Source organism: Pseudomonas sp. PDM20 (assembly GCF_014852575.3).
Taxonomy (GTDB): Bacteria; Pseudomonadota; Gammaproteobacteria; order Pseudomonadales; family Pseudomonadaceae; genus Pseudomonas.
The window spans coordinates 813,917-830,771 of sequence record NZ_CM181224.1; the positions used below are offsets into that span (position 1 = coordinate 813,917).

General features: G+C 68.1%; 16 protein-coding genes. 9 read left to right on the forward strand and 7 right to left on the reverse strand.

Annotated elements, in window-relative coordinates; genetic code table 11:
* Nucleotides 1-161 precede the first annotated feature (161 nt).
* Nucleotides 162-1,289 (forward strand): DUF6515 family protein, encoded by a 1,128-nt coding sequence (locus IB261_RS04010; RefSeq protein WP_225605977.1) that lies wholly within the window; start codon nt 162-164, stop codon nt 1,287-1,289.
* A gap of 6 nt (nt 1,290-1,295) precedes the next feature.
* Here the strand turns inward: IB261_RS04010 and IB261_RS04015 are convergent, their stop codons facing one another.
* The 3 genes from IB261_RS04015 to pmcY are packed head-to-tail and all read right to left on the reverse strand — an operon-like array spanning nt 1,296 to nt 3,122.
* Complete coding sequence (locus tag IB261_RS04015) at nt 1,296-2,192, reverse strand: cation diffusion facilitator family transporter (protein WP_151189329.1); 897 nt, start codon at nt 2,190-2,192, stop codon at nt 1,296-1,298.
* Nucleotides 2,192-2,704 carry a DinB family protein gene (locus IB261_RS04020; protein WP_081517196.1) on the reverse strand — a complete coding sequence of 171 codons (513 nt, stop codon included), beginning with the start codon at nt 2,702-2,704 and terminating at the stop codon, nt 2,192-2,194. Before IB261_RS04020 ends, IB261_RS04015 begins: the two co-directional genes overlap by 1 nt.
* A gap of 1 nt (nt 2,705) precedes the next feature.
* On the reverse strand, nt 2,706-3,122 hold the full coding sequence (pmcY, locus tag IB261_RS04025) for a periplasmic Zn2+ metallochaperone PmcY (protein ID WP_151189330.1): 417 nt from the start codon (nt 3,120-3,122) through the stop codon (nt 2,706-2,708).
* A gap of 193 nt (nt 3,123-3,315) precedes the next feature.
* Between pmcY and hrpB the strand changes: the two genes are divergently transcribed.
* Nucleotides 3,316-5,847 (forward strand): ATP-dependent helicase HrpB, encoded by a 2,532-nt coding sequence (gene hrpB, locus IB261_RS04030; RefSeq protein WP_192381512.1) that lies wholly within the window; start codon nt 3,316-3,318, stop codon nt 5,845-5,847.
* A gap of 125 nt (nt 5,848-5,972) precedes the next feature.
* Here the strand turns inward: hrpB and IB261_RS04035 are convergent, their stop codons facing one another.
* Both IB261_RS04035 and IB261_RS04040 read right to left on the reverse strand, forming a co-directional pair.
* Nucleotides 5,973-6,737 carry a substrate-binding periplasmic protein gene (locus IB261_RS04035; protein ID WP_081517199.1) on the reverse strand — a complete coding sequence of 255 codons (765 nt, stop codon included), beginning with the start codon at nt 6,735-6,737 and terminating at the stop codon, nt 5,973-5,975.
* 104 nt (nt 6,738-6,841) lie between these two features.
* The gene (locus IB261_RS04040; RefSeq protein ID WP_192381513.1) at nt 6,842-7,924 is read right to left on the reverse strand and encodes an endonuclease/exonuclease/phosphatase family protein; all 1,083 of its coding nucleotides are present in this window, start codon (nt 7,922-7,924) and stop codon (nt 6,842-6,844) included.
* Between the two features lie 153 nt (nt 7,925-8,077).
* Between IB261_RS04040 and IB261_RS04045 the strand changes: the two genes are divergently transcribed.
* The gene (locus IB261_RS04045) at nt 8,078-8,914 is read left to right on the forward strand and encodes an SDR family oxidoreductase (RefSeq protein ID WP_151189334.1); all 837 of its coding nucleotides are present in this window, start codon (nt 8,078-8,080) and stop codon (nt 8,912-8,914) included.
* Nucleotides 8,915-9,158: 244 nt separating this feature from the next.
* Here IB261_RS04045 and IB261_RS04050 read toward each other — a convergent pair whose 3' ends face one another.
* Both IB261_RS04050 and IB261_RS04055 read right to left on the reverse strand, forming a co-directional pair.
* Entirely contained in the window at nt 9,159-9,590 is a 432-nt protein-coding gene (locus IB261_RS04050) for a VOC family protein (RefSeq protein ID WP_151189335.1), read from the reverse strand.
* Nucleotides 9,591-9,692: 102 nt separating this feature from the next.
* Entirely contained in the window at nt 9,693-10,343 is a 651-nt protein-coding gene (locus tag IB261_RS04055) for a YciC family protein (RefSeq protein ID WP_081517203.1), read from the reverse strand.
* Between the two features lie 157 nt (nt 10,344-10,500).
* Here IB261_RS04055 and IB261_RS04060 point away from each other — a divergent pair, with 157 nt between their 5' ends.
* The 6 genes from IB261_RS04060 (at nt 10,501) to IB261_RS04085 (ending at nt 16,809) form a co-directional block, all read left to right on the forward strand.
* The gene (locus IB261_RS04060) at nt 10,501-11,250 is read left to right on the forward strand and encodes a DUF2076 domain-containing protein (RefSeq protein ID WP_192381514.1); all 750 of its coding nucleotides are present in this window, start codon (nt 10,501-10,503) and stop codon (nt 11,248-11,250) included.
* 93 nt (nt 11,251-11,343) lie between these two features.
* Nucleotides 11,344-11,820: a LabA-like NYN domain-containing protein gene (locus tag IB261_RS04065; protein ID WP_081517205.1), complete on the forward strand. Its 477-nt coding sequence runs from the start codon at nt 11,344-11,346 to the stop codon at nt 11,818-11,820.
* Between the two features lie 50 nt (nt 11,821-11,870).
* The gene (rhlE1, locus tag IB261_RS04070; RefSeq protein WP_192381515.1) at nt 11,871-13,253 is read left to right on the forward strand and encodes an RNA helicase RhlE1; all 1,383 of its coding nucleotides are present in this window, start codon (nt 11,871-11,873) and stop codon (nt 13,251-13,253) included.
* A gap of 169 nt (nt 13,254-13,422) precedes the next feature.
* A complete protein-coding gene (locus tag IB261_RS04075) occupies nt 13,423-14,241 on the forward strand; it encodes a helix-turn-helix transcriptional regulator (protein WP_151189338.1) in 819 nt (272 codons plus the stop codon).
* 259 nt (nt 14,242-14,500) lie between these two features.
* Nucleotides 14,501-15,616 carry an ABC transporter ATP-binding protein gene (locus IB261_RS04080; RefSeq protein ID WP_192224588.1) on the forward strand — a complete coding sequence of 372 codons (1,116 nt, stop codon included), beginning with the start codon at nt 14,501-14,503 and terminating at the stop codon, nt 15,614-15,616.
* Between the two features lie 50 nt (nt 15,617-15,666).
* Nucleotides 15,667-16,809 carry an ABC transporter substrate-binding protein gene (locus IB261_RS04085; RefSeq protein WP_192381516.1) on the forward strand — a complete coding sequence of 381 codons (1,143 nt, stop codon included), beginning with the start codon at nt 15,667-15,669 and terminating at the stop codon, nt 16,807-16,809.
* The last annotated feature ends 46 nt before the right edge of the window (nt 16,810-16,855 follow it).

Genomic DNA, 16,855 nt, shown 5'->3' on the forward strand with positions numbered 1-16,855 from the left:
ATTCCGGAAGGGAGGCTGACGAGCCTCCCTTTTTTCTTGCCCGCGATTTGCCCCGCCATCTTTACCCTGACTTTACCCAGCGCCCCGCAATGGCGGCTTTGCGCCGTGGTCTATGGCAATGTCACATCACGGTTTTCGGCCGTTGCCGAAGTGAGGAATCCATGAAGTCGGGCATCGGGCGGTTCGCCTCGTTCGCTGTGCTTTCTCTGGCCGTCGCGGTCCAGGCGCTGGCGGCCGAAGGTCCCGATATGCAGGGCCATCCATCCGCGAACGGCGGTGGCGGGCAGTCCCAGGGGCGTCCGCAGGGCAACAATGGCGGCCAGGAGCACGGGCGTTCGCAGGGCGGCAACGGCGGTCAGTGGCAGGGCCGTCCGCAGAGCAACAACGGCGGTCAGTGGCAGGGGCGTCCGCGGGGCAACAATGGCGGGCAGTGGCAGGGCCATCAGCAAGGCAACAATGGCGGTCAGTGGCAGGGCCGTCCGCCGGGCAGCAACGGCGGTCAGTGGCAGGGCCATCCGCAGGGTAACAATGGCGATCAGTGGCAGGGCCGTCCGCAGGGCAATAACGGCGGTCAGTGGCAGGGGCGTCCGCAGGGCAACAACGGCGGGCAGTGGCAGGGACGTCCGCCGGGCGGCAACGGCGGCCAGTGGCAAGGTCGTCCGCAAGGCAACGACCACGGCCACGATCACGACAGCCCCGGCTGGCAGGGCGGCAACCGTCCGCCATCGGCAGGCTGGCAAGGCCGCCCGCCGCCTTCCCACGGCAACTGGGGCCCGCATCCGTCCTACTGGCGGCCGGGCTATGTGGTCAACGCCATGCCGAGCGGGCATTACCGTGTGCCCTATCGCGGCAGCGACTACTACTTCAACGATGGCTACTGGTATCGCCCCTACGGCTCACGCTATGTGGTGGTGACGCCGCCCTACGGTGTGCGCGTGCGCTACCTGCCGTCCTACGCCGAGCAGGTGTGGATCGGCAGCATCGGCTACTTCCTCGCGGCCGGCACCTACTACCTGTGGCAAGCCGGCTCGCAGGATTACGAAGTGGTGGAGCCGCCGCAGCAGGTGGCCAGCGTGGCGCAATCGGCTTATGACGTGATGGCTTACCCGATGTACAACCAGGGCCCGGACCAGCAGGCCCGCGATCGCTATGAATGCCACCGCTGGGCCGCCGACCAGAGCGGCTTCGACCCGGCCCTGGCGAGCTACGCGCCGCCGGCCTACGTCGCCGACAACTACCGCCGCGCGCTGACCGCGTGCCTGAGCGGGCGCGGCTACAGCGTCAACTGACGCTCTCTAGCTGATGGTTTCCTTGCCTACCACTTCCTGCGGGTCGGCGTGCACCAGCACCTCGGCCCGCGGGAATTCCCGGTGGATCGCCAGCACCGCCTCGTCGCACAGATGATGCGCCTTCGACAGTGACAGCTCGCCGGGCAGCTCCAGGTGCAGCTGGACGAACCAGTGCGTGCCGGAAATCCGCGTGCGCAGGTCGTGGGCGCCGAGCACGCCGGGCACTTCGCGCACCAGTTCGAGCATGCGTGTGCTGACGTCCGGCGGCAGCTCCTCGTCCATCAGCACCGCGATGGATTCGCGGGCGATCTGGAAGGAGCTCCAGAGGATGTAGAAGGCGATGCCCAGGCCGAAGATGGCGTCCATCTGCTGCCAGCCGAACTGCGCCAGGAGCAGCGCCACCAGGATGCTGCTGTTGAGCAGTAGGTCCGAGCGATAGTGCAGCGAATCCGCGCGGATGGCGTTGGAACCGGTGATCTTCACCACGTAGCCCTGCACCAGCAGCAGGCCGGCGGTGAGCGCCAGCGACAGGATCATCACGGCGACGCCCCAGCCCACGGCTTCCACTGGTTCCGGGTGCTGCAGGCGGTCGATGGCCTGGGTGCCGACCAGCACGGCGCTGACCGCGATGAACAGCGCCTGGGCCAGCCCCGACAGCGATTCCGCCTTGCCGTGGCCGTAGCGGTGGTCGTCGTCCGCGGGGCGGATGGCGTAGTGCACCGCCAGCAGGTTGAGGAAGGATGCGGCGCCGTCGAGCAGCGAGTCGGTGAGGCCGGCCAGCAGGCTGACTGAGCCGCTGAGCCACCAGGCGATGGCCTTGGCGACGATCAGGGTGGTGGCGACGCCGAGCGACGCAAAGGTCGCCAGCCGCATCAGGTGGGCGTGGCTGGCGTGCTTGAGCATCAGGTGTCCAGGCGGTTGGGCAGGAAGTAGATGTAGTCCAGCAGCGGCGCCTTGTGGCCCAGCGCGGTGAGCGCGGCGCTCATCTGCCCGCGGTGGTGGGTGCCGTGGTTGACCAGGTGCTGGACGATGTTCGCCAGGCTCTGGCGATGTTCCTGCCCGGCCATGTTGCGGTAGTCCAGTTGGGTGCCGAGGGTGGCGTCGCTCTGCTTGCTCAGCCACAGGCGCCAGGCGCCGACACCGTCACCCAGGAAGTCGGCGAGGCCGGCGCGGTCCGGCGCGGCCTCGGCGTCGAGGCGTTCGAACTGCCAGGGCTCTCGCTGCACACGGGCGAACCAGATGCGATCGACCACCGCGAGGTGGTTGAGGGTGCCGTGCAGGCTGCCGAAGAACAGCCCGCGCGGTGCGCGATAGGCCTCTTCATCCAGCGGCGCGACGGCCTCCAGGATTCGTTCGTAGGCCCACTGGTGGTACGCCAGGAGTTGCTGAAGGTGTGAAGCGAGAGCGCCGTGCATATCAGGCCTCCGGGCGCAGGCCCAGGCTGGCGAGTTGTTGGAGGTCGCCGCTGCGCTGGATCAGACGCGGATCGTCCAGGGGCAGGCTGCGGCCGGTTTCACGCTCGAGGATCACCTTGAGTTTAGCCTTGTCCACGGTGCCGTCTTCACTCACGGCATCCTTGAGCTTTTCAGGCGCGACCGAGTACTTCTCGTCGGGCAGGTAGATCGCGCCGGTGGCGAAGTCTACGCCGAAGGCGATCAGGCCCGGGATGATGTAGAACAACAGTCCGACGGCGTCCAGGGCAGCGACTGCCGGGTCGATGCGGCCGTCGATCTGGCCGCGGCGATCAGGGTAGAACAGGGTGCCGCAGGCCGTCAGCTGGCTGAACAGGGCGGCGCTCAGAACTGCACAGGAGACTCGGGTGGCAAGACGCATGAAAAAACCTCCGGGAGGATGATGCGGACAACTATATCAACGAGCTTGCTGTCGCTGCTGGCAGATTCGTACTAGCCAGCGTTCTGCTTGCTTCTATGACTGCCGAGTTGGCACCGTGGTTCGCCCGCTATAATCGCCGCCCCCCGCGTAGTCCGGGTTACCGCCTTATGAAATTCGAGTTCCAGGAGCCGGCATGAACGCCCTTCCCATCGACAGCGTCCTTCCCGCCCTGCGCCAGGCCCTGGCCGGGCGCCACGAGGTGGTGCTGGAGGCGCCGCCCGGCGCCGGCAAGACCACCCGCGTGCCGCTGGCGCTGCTGGATGAGGCGTGGCTGGACGGCCAGTCGATCCTGATGCTGGAACCGCGCCGCCTGGCCGCTCGCGCCGCCGCTGAAAGATTGGCCGCGGAGCTGGGCGAGAAGGTCGGCGAGACCGTTGGCTACCGCATCCGCCTGGACAGCAAGGTCGGCCCCAGGACGTGCGTCGAGGTGGTCACCGAGGGCATCCTCGCCCGCCGCCTGCAGGATGACCCGGCGCTGGAGGGCGTGGGGCTGGTGATCTTCGATGAATTCCACGAGCGCTCACTGGATGCCGATCTGGCGCTGGCGCTGACCCTCAATGGCCGCGCACTGCTGCGCGACGAGCCACCGCTCAAGGTGCTGGTGATGTCGGCCACGCTGGAAGGCGAGCGCCTCTCCGCGCTGCTGGACGACGCGCCGGTGGTGCGCAGCGAGGGGCGCATGTTCCCGGTGGATATCCGCTGGGGCCGGCCGTGGCAGGCCGGCGAGTTCATCGAGCCGCGCGTGGTGCAGACGGTGCAGCAGGCGCTGGCCGACGAGCCCGGCAGCCTGCTGGTGTTCCTGCCCGGACAGGCGGAGATTCGCCGCGTCGCCGAGCAGTTGGGCGAGACCCTGGCCGGCCGCTCCGATGTCCTGCTCTGCCCGCTGCACGGCGAACTCGACCTCGACGCCCAGCGTGCCGCCATCGAACCCGCGCCGGCGGGCAAGCGCAAGGTGGTGCTGGCGACCAACATCGCCGAGACCAGCCTGACCATCGACGGCGTGCGCGTCGTCGTGGACGCCGGGCTGGCGCGGGTACCGCGCTTCGATCCGGGCAGTGGCATGACCCGCCTGGAAACCCAGCGCATCTCCCGCGCCTCCGCCACCCAGCGCGCCGGCCGTGCCGGACGTTTGGAACCGGGCGCCTGCTACCGCCTGTGGTCCGAGGCGCAGCACGATCAACTACCGGCCTATGGCGCGGCGGAAATTCTCCAGGCCGATCTCGCCGGCCTCGCCCTGCAGCTGGCGCGCTGGGGTGTTGCCCCGCAGGAGCTGGCCTGGCTCGACCTGCCGCCCGCCGCCGCTTATGCACAGGCCCAGGACCTGCTGGAGCGCCTCGGCGCGCTGGCTTCCCGCGCCGGTGGCGGTAGCCTCACGCCCCACGGTCAGGCCATGGCCGAAGTGCCGGCGCACCCGCGTATCGCCCATCTGCTGCTGCGCGGCCATGCGCTGGGGCTGGGGCAGCTGGCCTGCGATCTGGCCGCCTTGCTCGGCGAGCGCGACATCCTGCGTGGCAGCGACGCCGACCTGCATCACCGCATCGCCTTGCTGGCCGGCGAGCAGAACGGCCCGCGCGCCAGCCGGGGCGCGGTGCAGCGGGTGCGCCAGCTGGCGCGACAGTTCAAGGGCTACTTGCGCGGCCCGGCCCGCGAGCCGGTGGCCGACCCCGATCATCCGCGCTGGTTGGGCGGCCTGCTGGCCTTTGCCTACCCGGACCGCATCGCCCGCCAGCGCCGCGCCGGTGGCGGCGAATATCGCCTGGCCAACGGCCGCGCGGCGCTGTTCGGCGAGCCGGATGCACTGATGAAGGAAGCCTGGCTGGTGATCGCCGATCTCGGCAGCCGCCAGGGCCAGCGCGAAGAACGCATCTATCTGGCGGCGGCGCTGGAGCCGGGGCTGTTCGAGTCGATCCTTGCCGAACAGGTCAGTGTCCATGACGAGCTGGAGTGGGACGAGCGAGAAGGCGTGCTGCGCGCTGAGCGCCAGCGCAAGGTCGGTGAGCTGGTGCTGTCCACCGAGGCGCTGCCCAACCTCGACGCCGAGGCGCGCAGCCGCGCGCTACTCGGGCTGGTGCGGCGCAAGGGGCTGGAGCTGCTGCCGTGGACGCCGGAGCTGCGCCAGTGGCAGGCGCGCATCGCCTTGCTGCGCCGGCTCGATCTGGAAGGCAAGGGCGAGAGCGAGTGGCCGGACGTCAGCGACGCCGCGCTGCTGGCTTCGCTGGAAGACTGGCTGCTGCCGTACCTGGGCAAGGTCTCGCGGCTGTCGCACTTCGCCAACCTGGAGCTGAGCGGGATTCTCCACGGGCTGCTGCCCTGGCCGTTGCCGCAGCGGCTGGACGAGCTGGCGCCACGCGCGCTGCAGGTGCCGTCCGGCTCGAATATCCGCCTGGATTACAGCGAGTTTCCCCCGGTGCTTGCCGTGCGCCTGCAGGAGCTGTTCGGCCTGGCCGATACGCCGCGCATTGCCGGTGGGCGGGTGGCGGTGAAGCTGCACCTGCTGTCGCCAGCGCAGCGGCCGGTGCAGGTGACCCAGGACCTGGCCAACTTCTGGCGCAGCACCTATGCGGAAGTGAAGAAGGACCTGAAGGGGCGCTATCCGAAGCACTACTGGCCGGATGACCCACTGATCGCCGAGCCGACGGCGCGGGCCAAGCCGCGCAAGGGGTAGGTTTGGCACAGAGGTGATGTCCTCCCTGCAGGAGCGGGCCATGCCCGCGATCGCGCGCATGGCGCGCTCCTACAGGTCGTCTCCGTCGCTTCAGTACGCTCCTGCGCCATTCCCGCCTTACGCAGTCAGGGCAACTTCATCTCGTAACCCGCCGACTGCAGTTCGTCGTAGGCGTGGTCCAGCTGCGCGCGCAGGCCTTCGGCGTCGGGGGCGTGGCGGGAGACGATGAGCTTGGTCGGCACGCTGTACAGGTTGTCGAAGGCCAGCGGCGCCATGTTCAGCTCGCGGCGCGCCTGTTCAACCGGCGTCTGGTAGTCGATCAGGTAGTCGCCGCGACCGCGCTCGAGCATCTGCAGGGCGGCGGTGTGGGTGCTGGTGCGGTGCACTTCCAGCTGCAGTTTCGGGTCGGCCAGCATCTCGGTGATCGGCCGCCAGTAGCTGTAGCCGCTGATCAGGATCACCCGGCTGGTGGTCAGCCCTTCGGGCAGTTTCGGCGAGGGGCGGGAGGCCAGGCGATACAGGTTCAGCTCGACGTGCCCCAGCACGCGCTCGCACTCCAGTGTGCTGCCCAGCAGTTCCGGCTTGCCCGGCGCGCCGGCCCAGAGCTGCACGCTGCCGTCCTGCAGGCCCAGGTACAGGCGGGCGCTGGGCAAGGGGCGGAAATCGGCGCGATAACCGGCCTTGAGCAGGATGCGCCGGACCATCTCGGCGCCGCTGCCGCGAGTGCTGCCGTCCGCGGCGGTATAGGTGTAGGGCGGGAATTCGTAGTAGCCGACGGTCAGGGCCGGCAGCGGATGCGGCAGCCGGTCGGCCAGCGTGGGCCGGTCGACGGCGAAGGCGTTGAGGCAGAGCAGGGCGACGATCAGCCCGACGAGACGGCGAAAGTGCATGGATACCCGAAGTGCATGTTGTCGTTGTTATGCGGTGCCGGCCGAGCATGGGGCCGCCGCGCCTCGCTTGTCCAGCCTGGCTCGGCGGCGATGTGCCGCGGCGCTCAGTGGGGCAGCAGGAAGCGCGCGGACAGCGGCAGGTGATTGGATATACGCAGGGTGTCGTGGCTGCGCACGCCGGCATCGAGGCGGTTCAGGCCGGGGCTGTGGAACAGGTAGTCGAGGGTGCGATCGGGCTTGTGCACGCGCGGGTCGTTGGGGAAGTGGGTGTACCACTTCTCCTGGTCGGCGCCGCTGGATTCCTCCACCGCCGGGACCACCGGGAAGCGCGCCGCCAGCAGGTTCAGCTCGCTGTTGGCGCGGTAGGGCGCGCGCAGCACTTCCGGCAGGTAGGGGTACTGGCCCAGCGGCAGCAGGCCGAGGTCGCCGCCCAGCAGCCAGGGGCGGCCGGCAGCCTGCAGGGTGTTCAGGTGGGCTTCGACGGCTTCGACCTGGCGCTGCGGGGTGTCGTCGCCGTTGGGGCGCTCCAGGCGCGTGTTGATCACGCTGAGCTGGCCGCCGCCGCGGATCGGCAGGTCGCTCTGCAGCATCGCCGGCTGCGGGGCGAACAGGTGCAGCAGCGGGATGGACGAGCGCTGCGGCAAAGCGATGCGCTCGCCGCCGCTGATCTGGAAGCGGCTGAAGGTCACCAGCTTGCGCCCGGCGCTGCCAAATACATGGGGGTTGGGATCGAAGCGCGCCTTCCAGTCGAAGGCAGCGGTGGAGCAGGGGTAGATATCGGTCAGGCGGTCGCCGATCAGCGCCTGCTGGTCCTGCTTGCCGGTGGCGGCGGCGCCGTCGTCGACTTCCTGCAGCAGGACGATGTCCGGCGCTTCGTCGCGGATCACCCGCACCACTTCGTCGAGGCTGTAGGCGATGTCTTCGGCGCTTGGGCTGTCGTCGGGGCCGGTGGTATCGGGCAGGTCGTCCCAGAAGATGTAGCGCTTGCCGGCCAGGTACTGGACGTTCCAGGTCATCACCTTCAGCGCCTGCCCTGGCTGCAGTTGCGGTGCGGGCGCGCGGCACTGTGCGGCGACGGCCTCGCGCTCGGCGGGGTGCCAGGCCAGCAGCCAGGCGGCAGCGGTGACGGCGAGCAGCAGGGCGATGAACAGCACGAAGAGGAAGCGGCGGCGAAGCGAGAGGCTCATGGGTGACCAGGGGCTATGCTTGTTGGGTCCAGAGGATAGTGGCTGCGACTTTGTATTTCACCTCCGTGTTTGATGTGGGAATTATCCTGAAACCTTGTGAGATGTAGTTCGCAAGACGTCGACATCGCGCCCTGCGGGCTTCGGGAGACTGCCATGCCCCGAACACTATTCTCCCATTCGCCTTACCGGCGCAAGGTCGTACTGGTCAGCGGCGGCTGTTCCGGCATCGGTCGCGCGCTGGTGCTGCGCTTCGCCCGGGCCGGCGCGCATCCGGTAATCCTCGACCTCGACCAGGCGGCACTGGACAGCCTGGTGCAGCACCTGCGCGAGCACCTGAACGTCGAAGCCCTCGGCCTGCGCTGCGACATCGCCGATGCCGAGGCGGTGGAGCGCGCGGTGGCGCTCGCCGTCGAGCGCTTCGGCGGTATCGACGTGCTGGTGAACAACGCCGGTATCACCCACCGCAGCCTGTTCATCGAGACCGAGCTGGCGGTGTTCCGGCGGGTGATGGCGGTGAACTTCTATGGCGCGCTGCACTGTACCCAGTCTGCGCTGCCCAGCCTGCTGGCGCGGCACGGGCAGATCGTCGTGCTCAGTTCGCTGACCGGCTTCGCCCCGCTGCTCTACCGCAGTGCCTACAACGCCAGCAAGCACGCGCTGCACGGGCTGTTCGACACGCTGCGCATGGAACTGGACGGCACCGGGGTGGCGATCACCCTGGCCTGCCCGGGCTTTACCGCCACCGACCTGCGCAAGAATGCCCTGGTCGGCGACGGCTCAGTGATCCGCCAGCCGGCCGTGGTACTGGGGGCGGAAGTGGCCTCGCCGCGCGATGTGGCCGAGGCGATTTACCAGGGAGCGCTGCGTCGGCGGCGTTTGCTGGTGCTGTCCAACGTCAACTGGCGGGCGCGGCTGCTGGCGCGCTTCTTCCCGCGGCTGTTCGAGAAGCTGCTGGTGCCGAAGATGTCGGGGCTGCGTCCCGGACACTGAACCGGTCCGCGGTAAAACCCGGGACAACTGTAGGAGCGGGCCCTGCCCGCGAGCGCGGATAAGGTCCGCGCCCGTTGCATTGACGCCGTGAGCCCTGCTCATGGATCGCGGGCATGGCCCGCTCCTACAGGGAAGATCGGTACCGGTCGAGCTTATTTAACGTAGGGCGCATAACGCCTACGGCGTTATCCGCCGTTCTGGCGGATAACCCGTTCCGGGTTATGCGCCCTACGTGTGAGGTCCATCAGTGGGAGTGGGTATCGAACCCGCCGCCGGCCAGCGCCATGTCCCAGAACGAGGCCTCGATCTTGTGGCCGTCCAGGTCGCGGACGAAGCAGCCGTAGTAAGGGTCGCCATACAGCGGGCGCGGGCCGGGTGCGCCTTCGTCGGTGGCGCCGGCGGCAATCGCGGCGCGGTAGAAGGCGTCCACTTCGTCGCGGGAGTTGGCCATGAAGCCGAAGTGCGTGCCATTGCCGACGCTGGCCGGGTGGCCGTCGATGGGCGTCTGCAGCCAGAACTCGGGGAACACCCGGCCGTAGGCCACGGCGCCGGGGTGCTCCATGATCGGCTGGCAGCCCAGGGTGGGCAGCACGGCGTCGTAGAACGCCTTGGCGCGCGGATAGTCATTGGTGCCGATGGAAATGTGCGAAAGGCAGCTGGGCGGGAAGTCGCTCACGGCGAGTCTCCTTACTCCGGATTTTCGGGGGGTGGGAAGGAGACTCCAGCGTAGAACCCCGGCGTGCGTCGCGCCGGGGGATTTGTTGCGACTTGCTGCCGCTCAGGCGGGCTCGCGGCCGAGCAGGATGAAGATGCGGTAGGCGGCCACCGTCAGCAGCAGCTGGAAGAACCCGCTCAGCGAGTGCAGCGCGACGCTGAGCACCGGCGCGTCCTGGCCGGCCTCGGTGATCCAGCCTTCGGCGATCCATACCGGCGCGAGGATCGCCAGGGAGGTCATCAGCAGCAGGAAGAAGTGCCCGGTGGTCAGGGCGAAGCTTTCGCGCATCGCGTCGATGGGCGCGCGGCCGCGCTGCACCAGGAGGAATTCGGCGAAGGCCAGCTTGATCATCACGAAGATGCCCGGCAGCACCATCAGGTACAGGCCGAGCACGATCAGCAGTGAAGTGATCGCCGAGAGCAGGGCGAAGGCCGGCCACAGCCGCAGCGCCGCGCTCCACAGTTCGCGCACGCTGCGCTGCACGCCTTCGCCGGTGTCGATCATGAAAAGGATCAGGCTGGCGGTGTAGATCGGGTAGAACACCAGGCCCGCGGCCATGCCCCAGGGCGCGAAGTTCTGCGAGCCGGCGGCGACGTTGATCTGCTGCTGGACCAGCGTCTCGATGACGATCCAGGGCAGGCACAGCGGCACCAGGATGCCGAGGTGACGGGAGAAGAAGAACCAGGTGTCGCGGAGGATGGAAAGGGGATTCATCAGTAACCCGATACTGTCCGAGGGCTTCGACTCTAACTTAAGCAAACCCTCAGCTGAAGACGCCAGAATTCTGCGACCGGAACTTGTTTTTTTGCGAGCCGATCCAATGTTGCAGAGGCAATGTTCTGCCGAACCACCCGCTCACTCGAGGCCTGCCATGAATTCCGAAGAGCAATCCCTGATCGATGGTCTGTTCACCCGCCTGCGTGACGCGCAGGCGCAGACCGCGCCACGCGACGCCGACGCCGAGGCCCAGATCAACCGGCACCTGGTGCAGCAGCCAGCCGCGCCGTACTACATGGCCCAGGCGATGCTGATCCAGGAAGCGGCGATCAAGCGCCTGGACCAGCGCGTCAAGGAGCTGGAAGCGCAGCAGGCCAGGGCCCAGGAGCAGCGCCCGAGCAGCGGCGGCTTCCTCGCCGGCTTGTTCGGCGGCGGCCAGAGCCCGCAACCGCGCCAGGAACAGGCGCAGCAGCGCCCGGACGGCTGGGGCCAGACACGCTTCTCGCAACCGGCCGGCGGCAATGCGACTTACGCGAACAACCCCGGCGCCGGCAACCCGAACGACTTCAGGCCAGCCCAGCCCGCGCAAGCGGCGCCCCAGGGTGGCGGCTTCATGCGCGGCGCCTTGCAGACCGCTGCGGGCGTGGCCGGTGGCGTGATGGTGGCGGACCTGCTGACCAGCATGTTCCACCACAACCAGCCGCAGGAAATCGTCGAGGTGATCCAGGAACAGCCGGTGCAGCCGGAGCCGTCCAGCTTCGACGACGGGCGCGGCGATGACTCGTCCCTGGGCGGCGACCGCTACGCCGACAACGGCTTCAACGATGCGAATTACGACGACAGCGGCAGCTTCGGTGACGATTCGAGCTTCTTCGGCGACGACGACGGCGACCTGTTCAGCTGACCCTGGCGCCGGGTCATCCCGCCCGCCGGGACTGGCGGGGGCGCGCCGCTGTGCCGATAATGCGCCCCCGCTGTTCGAGTCCCGGAGTCACCGTTGAAGACCATCGCCCTGTTCGCCGACGTGCAGAACCTCTACTACACCGTGCGTCAGGCCTACGGCTGCCACTTCAACTACGCGGCGTTGTGGGCCGAGCTGAGTGCCCAGGGCAACATCGTCCAGGCCTACGCCTACGCCATCGACCGCGGCGATGCCAGGCAGCAGCAGTTCCAGCAGATCCTGCGCAAGCTCGGCTTCACCGTGAAGCTCAAGCCCTACATCCAGCGCGCCGACGGCTCGGCCAAGGGTGACTGGGACGTCGGCATCACCATCGACATCCTCGACGCCGCGCCGAACGTGGACGAGGTCGTGCTGGCCTCCGGCGACGGCGATTTCGACCTGCTGCTCGACCGCGTCCGTGCCGGCGGCACCGACGCCACCGCCTACGGCGTGCCGGGCCTCACCGCCCAGGCGCTGATCCGCGCGGCCAGCCGCTACGTGCCCATCGAAGGCGCGCTGCTGCTGCGTTCCTGACCCTTGCGGCTACAATGCCGCCCATTCCGAATCGTTTCTGCGAGCGCTCCATGACCTTCGCCAATCTCGGCCTGATCGATCCCCTCCTGCGCGCCCTCGACGGGCTCGGCTACCAGAACCCGACGGCGGTGCAGGCCCAGGCCATCCCGGCTGTGCTCAAGGGGCGCGACCTGCTGGCCGCCGCCCAGACCGGCACCGGCAAGACCGCCGGCTTCGCCCTGCCGCTGCTGCAGAAGCTGCTGCAGGAAGGCCATCAGGTAGCGGCCAACTCGATCCGCGCGCTGGTGCTGGTGCCGACCCGCGAGCTGGCCGAGCAGGTGCACGAGAGTTTCCGCGCCTACGGCCAGCACGTGCCGTTGCGTACTGCCGTGGCCTACGGCGGGGTCAGCATCAACCCGCAGATGATGAAGCTGCGCAAGGGCGTCGACGTGCTGGTGGCCACGCCCGGCCGCCTGCTCGATCTGTACCGGCAGAACGCGCTGAAATTCACCCAGTTGCAGGTGCTGGTGCTGGACGAGGCCGACCGCATGCTCGATCTGGGCTTCGCCCGCGAACTGGACGAAGTCTTCGCCGCGCTGCCCCGGCGCCGGCAGACCCTGCTGTTCTCCGCGACCTTCTCCGACGCCATCCGCCAGATGGCCCGCACCCTGCTGCGCGACCCGCTGACCATCGACGTGGCACCGCGCAACACGGCGGCGAAGACGGTGAAGCAGCACCTGCTCACTGTGGACAAGAAGCGCAAAGCCGAGCTGTTCCTGCACCTTTTGCGCGAACAGGGCTGGAGCCAGGCGCTGGTGTTCGCCAAGACCCGCAAGGGCGTCGACGAACTGGTCGACTTGCTGCAGCGCGAAGGCATCCGCGCCGACTCGATCCACGGCGACAAGCCGCAGCCCTCGCGCCTGCGCGCCCTGGCGCGGTTCAAGGCGGGCGAGGTGGACTTCCTCATCGCCACCGATGTCGCTGCGCGCGGCCTGGACATCGAGGAGATGCCGCTGGTGGTCAACTTCGACCTGCCCATCGTCCCCGAGGACTACGTGCACCGCATTGGCCGGACCGGCCGTGCCGGCGCCAGCGGGCAGGCGATCTCGCTGGTCTGCGCCGATGAAGTGCAACAGCTGGCGGCCATCGAGACGCTGATCGGCCAGACCCTGCCGCGCCAGGAGGAAGACGGCTTCGAGGCGGAGCACCGGGTACCCGTCACTGCTCCGGGTGGCCAGATCACCAAGAAGCCGAAGAAGCCCAAGCAACCCAAGGTGCCCGAAGGCAAGCCGGGCAAGGTGCACCTCGGCTCGCTGCTGGACGACAAGCCGCAGGTCAAGGCGGTGCGCAAGGCGCCGGGCTTCGGCCTGGGCGGTAAACCAGCCGCTGGCAAACCTGCCTCCGGCAAATCGTCCGCCGGAAAGCCGGGCGGCAAGGGCGCTCGCCGGCCCTGAGCCGATTCGGCGCGCGCCTGCTTCATCGCGGTGCGCGCCGGAAGCTGAATCGGTCGCTGTCGCCAGGCGTTGCGGGGCCTTGCGGGGTGTGGCGCAAAAGCTGCATTTCCGTGTGGAATCCCGAACGCCTATAGTGTGCCCATTGCGCACACAACAAGAACGACAGCCCATGCGCCACAAGGAACTCAAAGCCTGGACCGGCGGAGTCGCCCATCTGCTCCCGCTGGCCGCCGGTCGTCCGCGCCTGCTCGGCCTCAGCCAGTGGCTGCAGCAGGTCTGCGCGGTGGATAACTTCGTGCTCTTCGTCTACGAAGGCAACCACCGGCCGCTGGACCTGTTCGACACCTTCCCGGCCGATGTCCGCCACGTCTACGTCGAGGACTACCAGGTCGGCCCCTACCTGCTCGATCCCTTCTACCTCGCCTGCACCCGCCACCAGGCGCCGGGGCTGTGGCGCCTGCGGCAGTTCGCGCCGGACCACTTCTACCTGGGCGAGTACTACCAGACCTATTACCAGCAGACCGGCCTGACCGAGGAGATCGCCTTCTTCATCGACCTCGCCGACGGCGCCACCGCCGTGCTCTCGCTGATGCGCAAGACCTCCAGCCCCGCCTACAGCCGCGACGAGATGCAACTGCTGGAGTGCGCGCGGCCGGTGGTCGAGCAGGTGGTGCGCGAAGCCTGGGAACTGCGCCGCGCGCAGCCGCGCCCGGCGCAGGACCTGGATTACCAGATCCGCGAGGCCTTCGACCAGTTCGGCGCCCAGCTGCTCACGCCCCGCGAGCAGGAGATCGTCCAGCTACTGTTGCGCGGCCACTCCAGCGCCTCGGTCGCCGAGCAGCTGGATATCAGCCCCGGTACGGTGAAGATCCACCGCAAGAACATCTACGCCAAGCTCGGCATCGGCAGCCAGTCGGAGCTGCTCGGGCTGTTCATCCGCGAGCTGGCCGGGCGCGATGCGGCGGGTGGGATGCGTGAGGTCGGTTGAGCGGTGGCCAAACGATATTTCGTGCCACGCCATCCCCCTCACCCCAGCCCTCTCCTGGGGGGAGAGGGGGCCGTCCGTGCCGCCTGACGCCGTGATTTCAACCTGCGCCGAACAGTCCCCTCTCCCGCTTGCGGGAGAGGGTTAGGGTGAGGGGCTATTGATCTGCTTTCCCGACATCTATCCCCCGAGGGATATATACACCCCGAAAGCCCCGTTGCTAGCGTGAGCCCCAACAAGAACAAAGTGGGAGCGCGCGGTGATGGAAAGCGGTCAGGACTTCGATATCGAATTCCGTAACGTGGTCAAGCGCTACGGCAGCGTGCCGGCGGTCAACGGGCTGAGCTTCAGGGTGAAGCGCGGCGCCTTCCATTCCTTCCTCGGCAGCTCCGGCTGCGGCAAGACCACCACCCTGCGGATGATCGCCGGCTTCGAGCAGCCCAGCGAAGGCGAGGTGCTGCTGGCCGGCAAGGCGGTGGCCGGGGTGCCGGCGCACCAGCGTGCGGTGAACATGGTGTTCCAGCATTACGCGCTGTTCCCGCACCTGACGGTGGCCGAGAACATCGCCTACGGCCTGCGCTACCGCACGCCGCGCCCTGACCGTTCGCAGCAGCGCCGGATGGCCGACGAGGCGCTGGAGATGGTGCGCCTGTCCGGCTTCGGCACGCGCAAGCCCCACGAGCTTTCCGGCGGCCAGCAGCAGCGTGTGGCGCTGGCCCGCGCACTGGTGAACAAGCCCACCGTGCTGCTGCTCGACGAGCCGCTGGCCGCACTCGACCGCAAGCTGCGCAAGGAGATGCAGTCGGAGCTGCTGCGCCTGCAACGCGAGGTCGGCATCACCTTCGTGCTGGTCACTCACGATCAGGAAGAAGCGCTGTCGATGAGCGACAGCATCAGCATCATGAAGGACGGCCTGATCATCCAGACCGCCACCCCCGAGGCGCTCTACGAGACCCCGGCGAGCCGCTACGTCGCCGACTTCATCGGCGAGTCCAACCTGTTTTCCGGCACCGTGCGCCGCCTCGATTCAGGCCGCGTGGTGCTGGGCACCCCGGCCGGGCTGGAACTGAGCAGCCCGCCGACGCCCACCGGCCCTGCGCTGGCGCCCCAGGCCGAAGGCTGCATCGCCGTTCGCCCGGAGCTGGTCGGCATCGCCGCCGCCGATTCGGAGCTGCAGCGCGAAGTGCGCCTGAAGGGCCGCGTCGAAGACCGCATCTACCTGGGCAACCTCACTGAATACCGCGTACGCACCGACGCCTTCGGCATCGTCTGCGTGCGCGTGCCGCGCAAGGCCGGCGGCGAGGCGGAAGCCTTCGAGCACGGCGCGCCGGTACAGGTCGGCTGGAACCAGGCCAGCGGCCTGGCCATGGCCCTTTGAGTTCGACGATCCAACCATAACGACAATCAGCAGACAGGCGGGGAGTGACGATGGACAAGAAGAGCTTCATCAAGACGATGCGCAGCTGGGAAAACGGCTCCATCACGCGGCGCGATTTCCTCGGCAAGACCGGCCTCGGGCTGGCGATGGCGGTGGTCGCCGCCAACACTCCCGGCCTGCTCAGCGGCAAGGCCTACGCGGCCGAAGGCAGCAACATCGGTGACCGCCTGGCCCTGGCCACCTGGCCGAACTACCACAGCCAGGAGAACTTCGATGCCTTCGCCAAGGCTACCGGCGCGCGGGTGCAGATGAACGTGTTCGGTTCCAACGAGGAGATGCTCGCCAAATTGCAGGCCGGCGGCAGCGGCTGGGACGTCTTCGTGCCGACCAACTACACCATCAGCACCTACGTGCAGCTCGGGCTGATCGAGCCGCTGGACCTCTCGCGCATCCCCAACTTCGACCCCAAGGCCTTCGAGGAGCGCTTCATGGCCCAGGGAACGGTGGACGGCAAGGTCTACGCGGTGCCGAAGAACTGGGGCACCACCGGCATCGTCTATGACGCCAGCCGTGTGAAGGGCAGCCCGGATTCCTGGAAGCAGTTCTGGGACCTGACATTGACCCACGCCTCGGGCCGCACCATCGTCCACGACTACCAGCTCACCGCCATCGGCAACGCGCTCAAGTACTACGGCTACAGCTTCAACTCGCTGGACCCGAAGGAACTGGCCGAGGCCGAGAAGCTGCTGATCCAGGCCAAGCCGCACCTGTTCGCGATCAACTCCGACATCCAGCCTTCGCTGCGCAACGGCGACGCCTGGATGGCCATGGCCTGGACCGGCGACGCCTCCCAGCTGCACCGCGACAACCCGGACATGACCTTCGTGCTGGGCAAGGAAGGCGGTGAGATATGGAGCGACTTCTTCGCCATTCCCAAAAGCGCCGAGCACCGCGATGCCGCCTATGCGTTCATCAACTACCTGCTCGACCCGCAGCACAACAAGCTGGAGGTGCTCTCCCACGGCTATCCGAGTGGGGACAAGCGCGTCGATGCGCTGCTCTCCAAGGAGATGCTCGACGACCCGATCATGTACCCGGCGGCCGAGCGCCTGTCGCCGCTGGAGTTCGGCGCCGCGGCGACCCTCACCAGCCCGGCACGCGCCGAACTGATGGCGCGGTTCAAGGCCGCCTGATCGGCAATTCTGGCGCTTGTGCGGAATGCGGCGGATAACGCTGGCG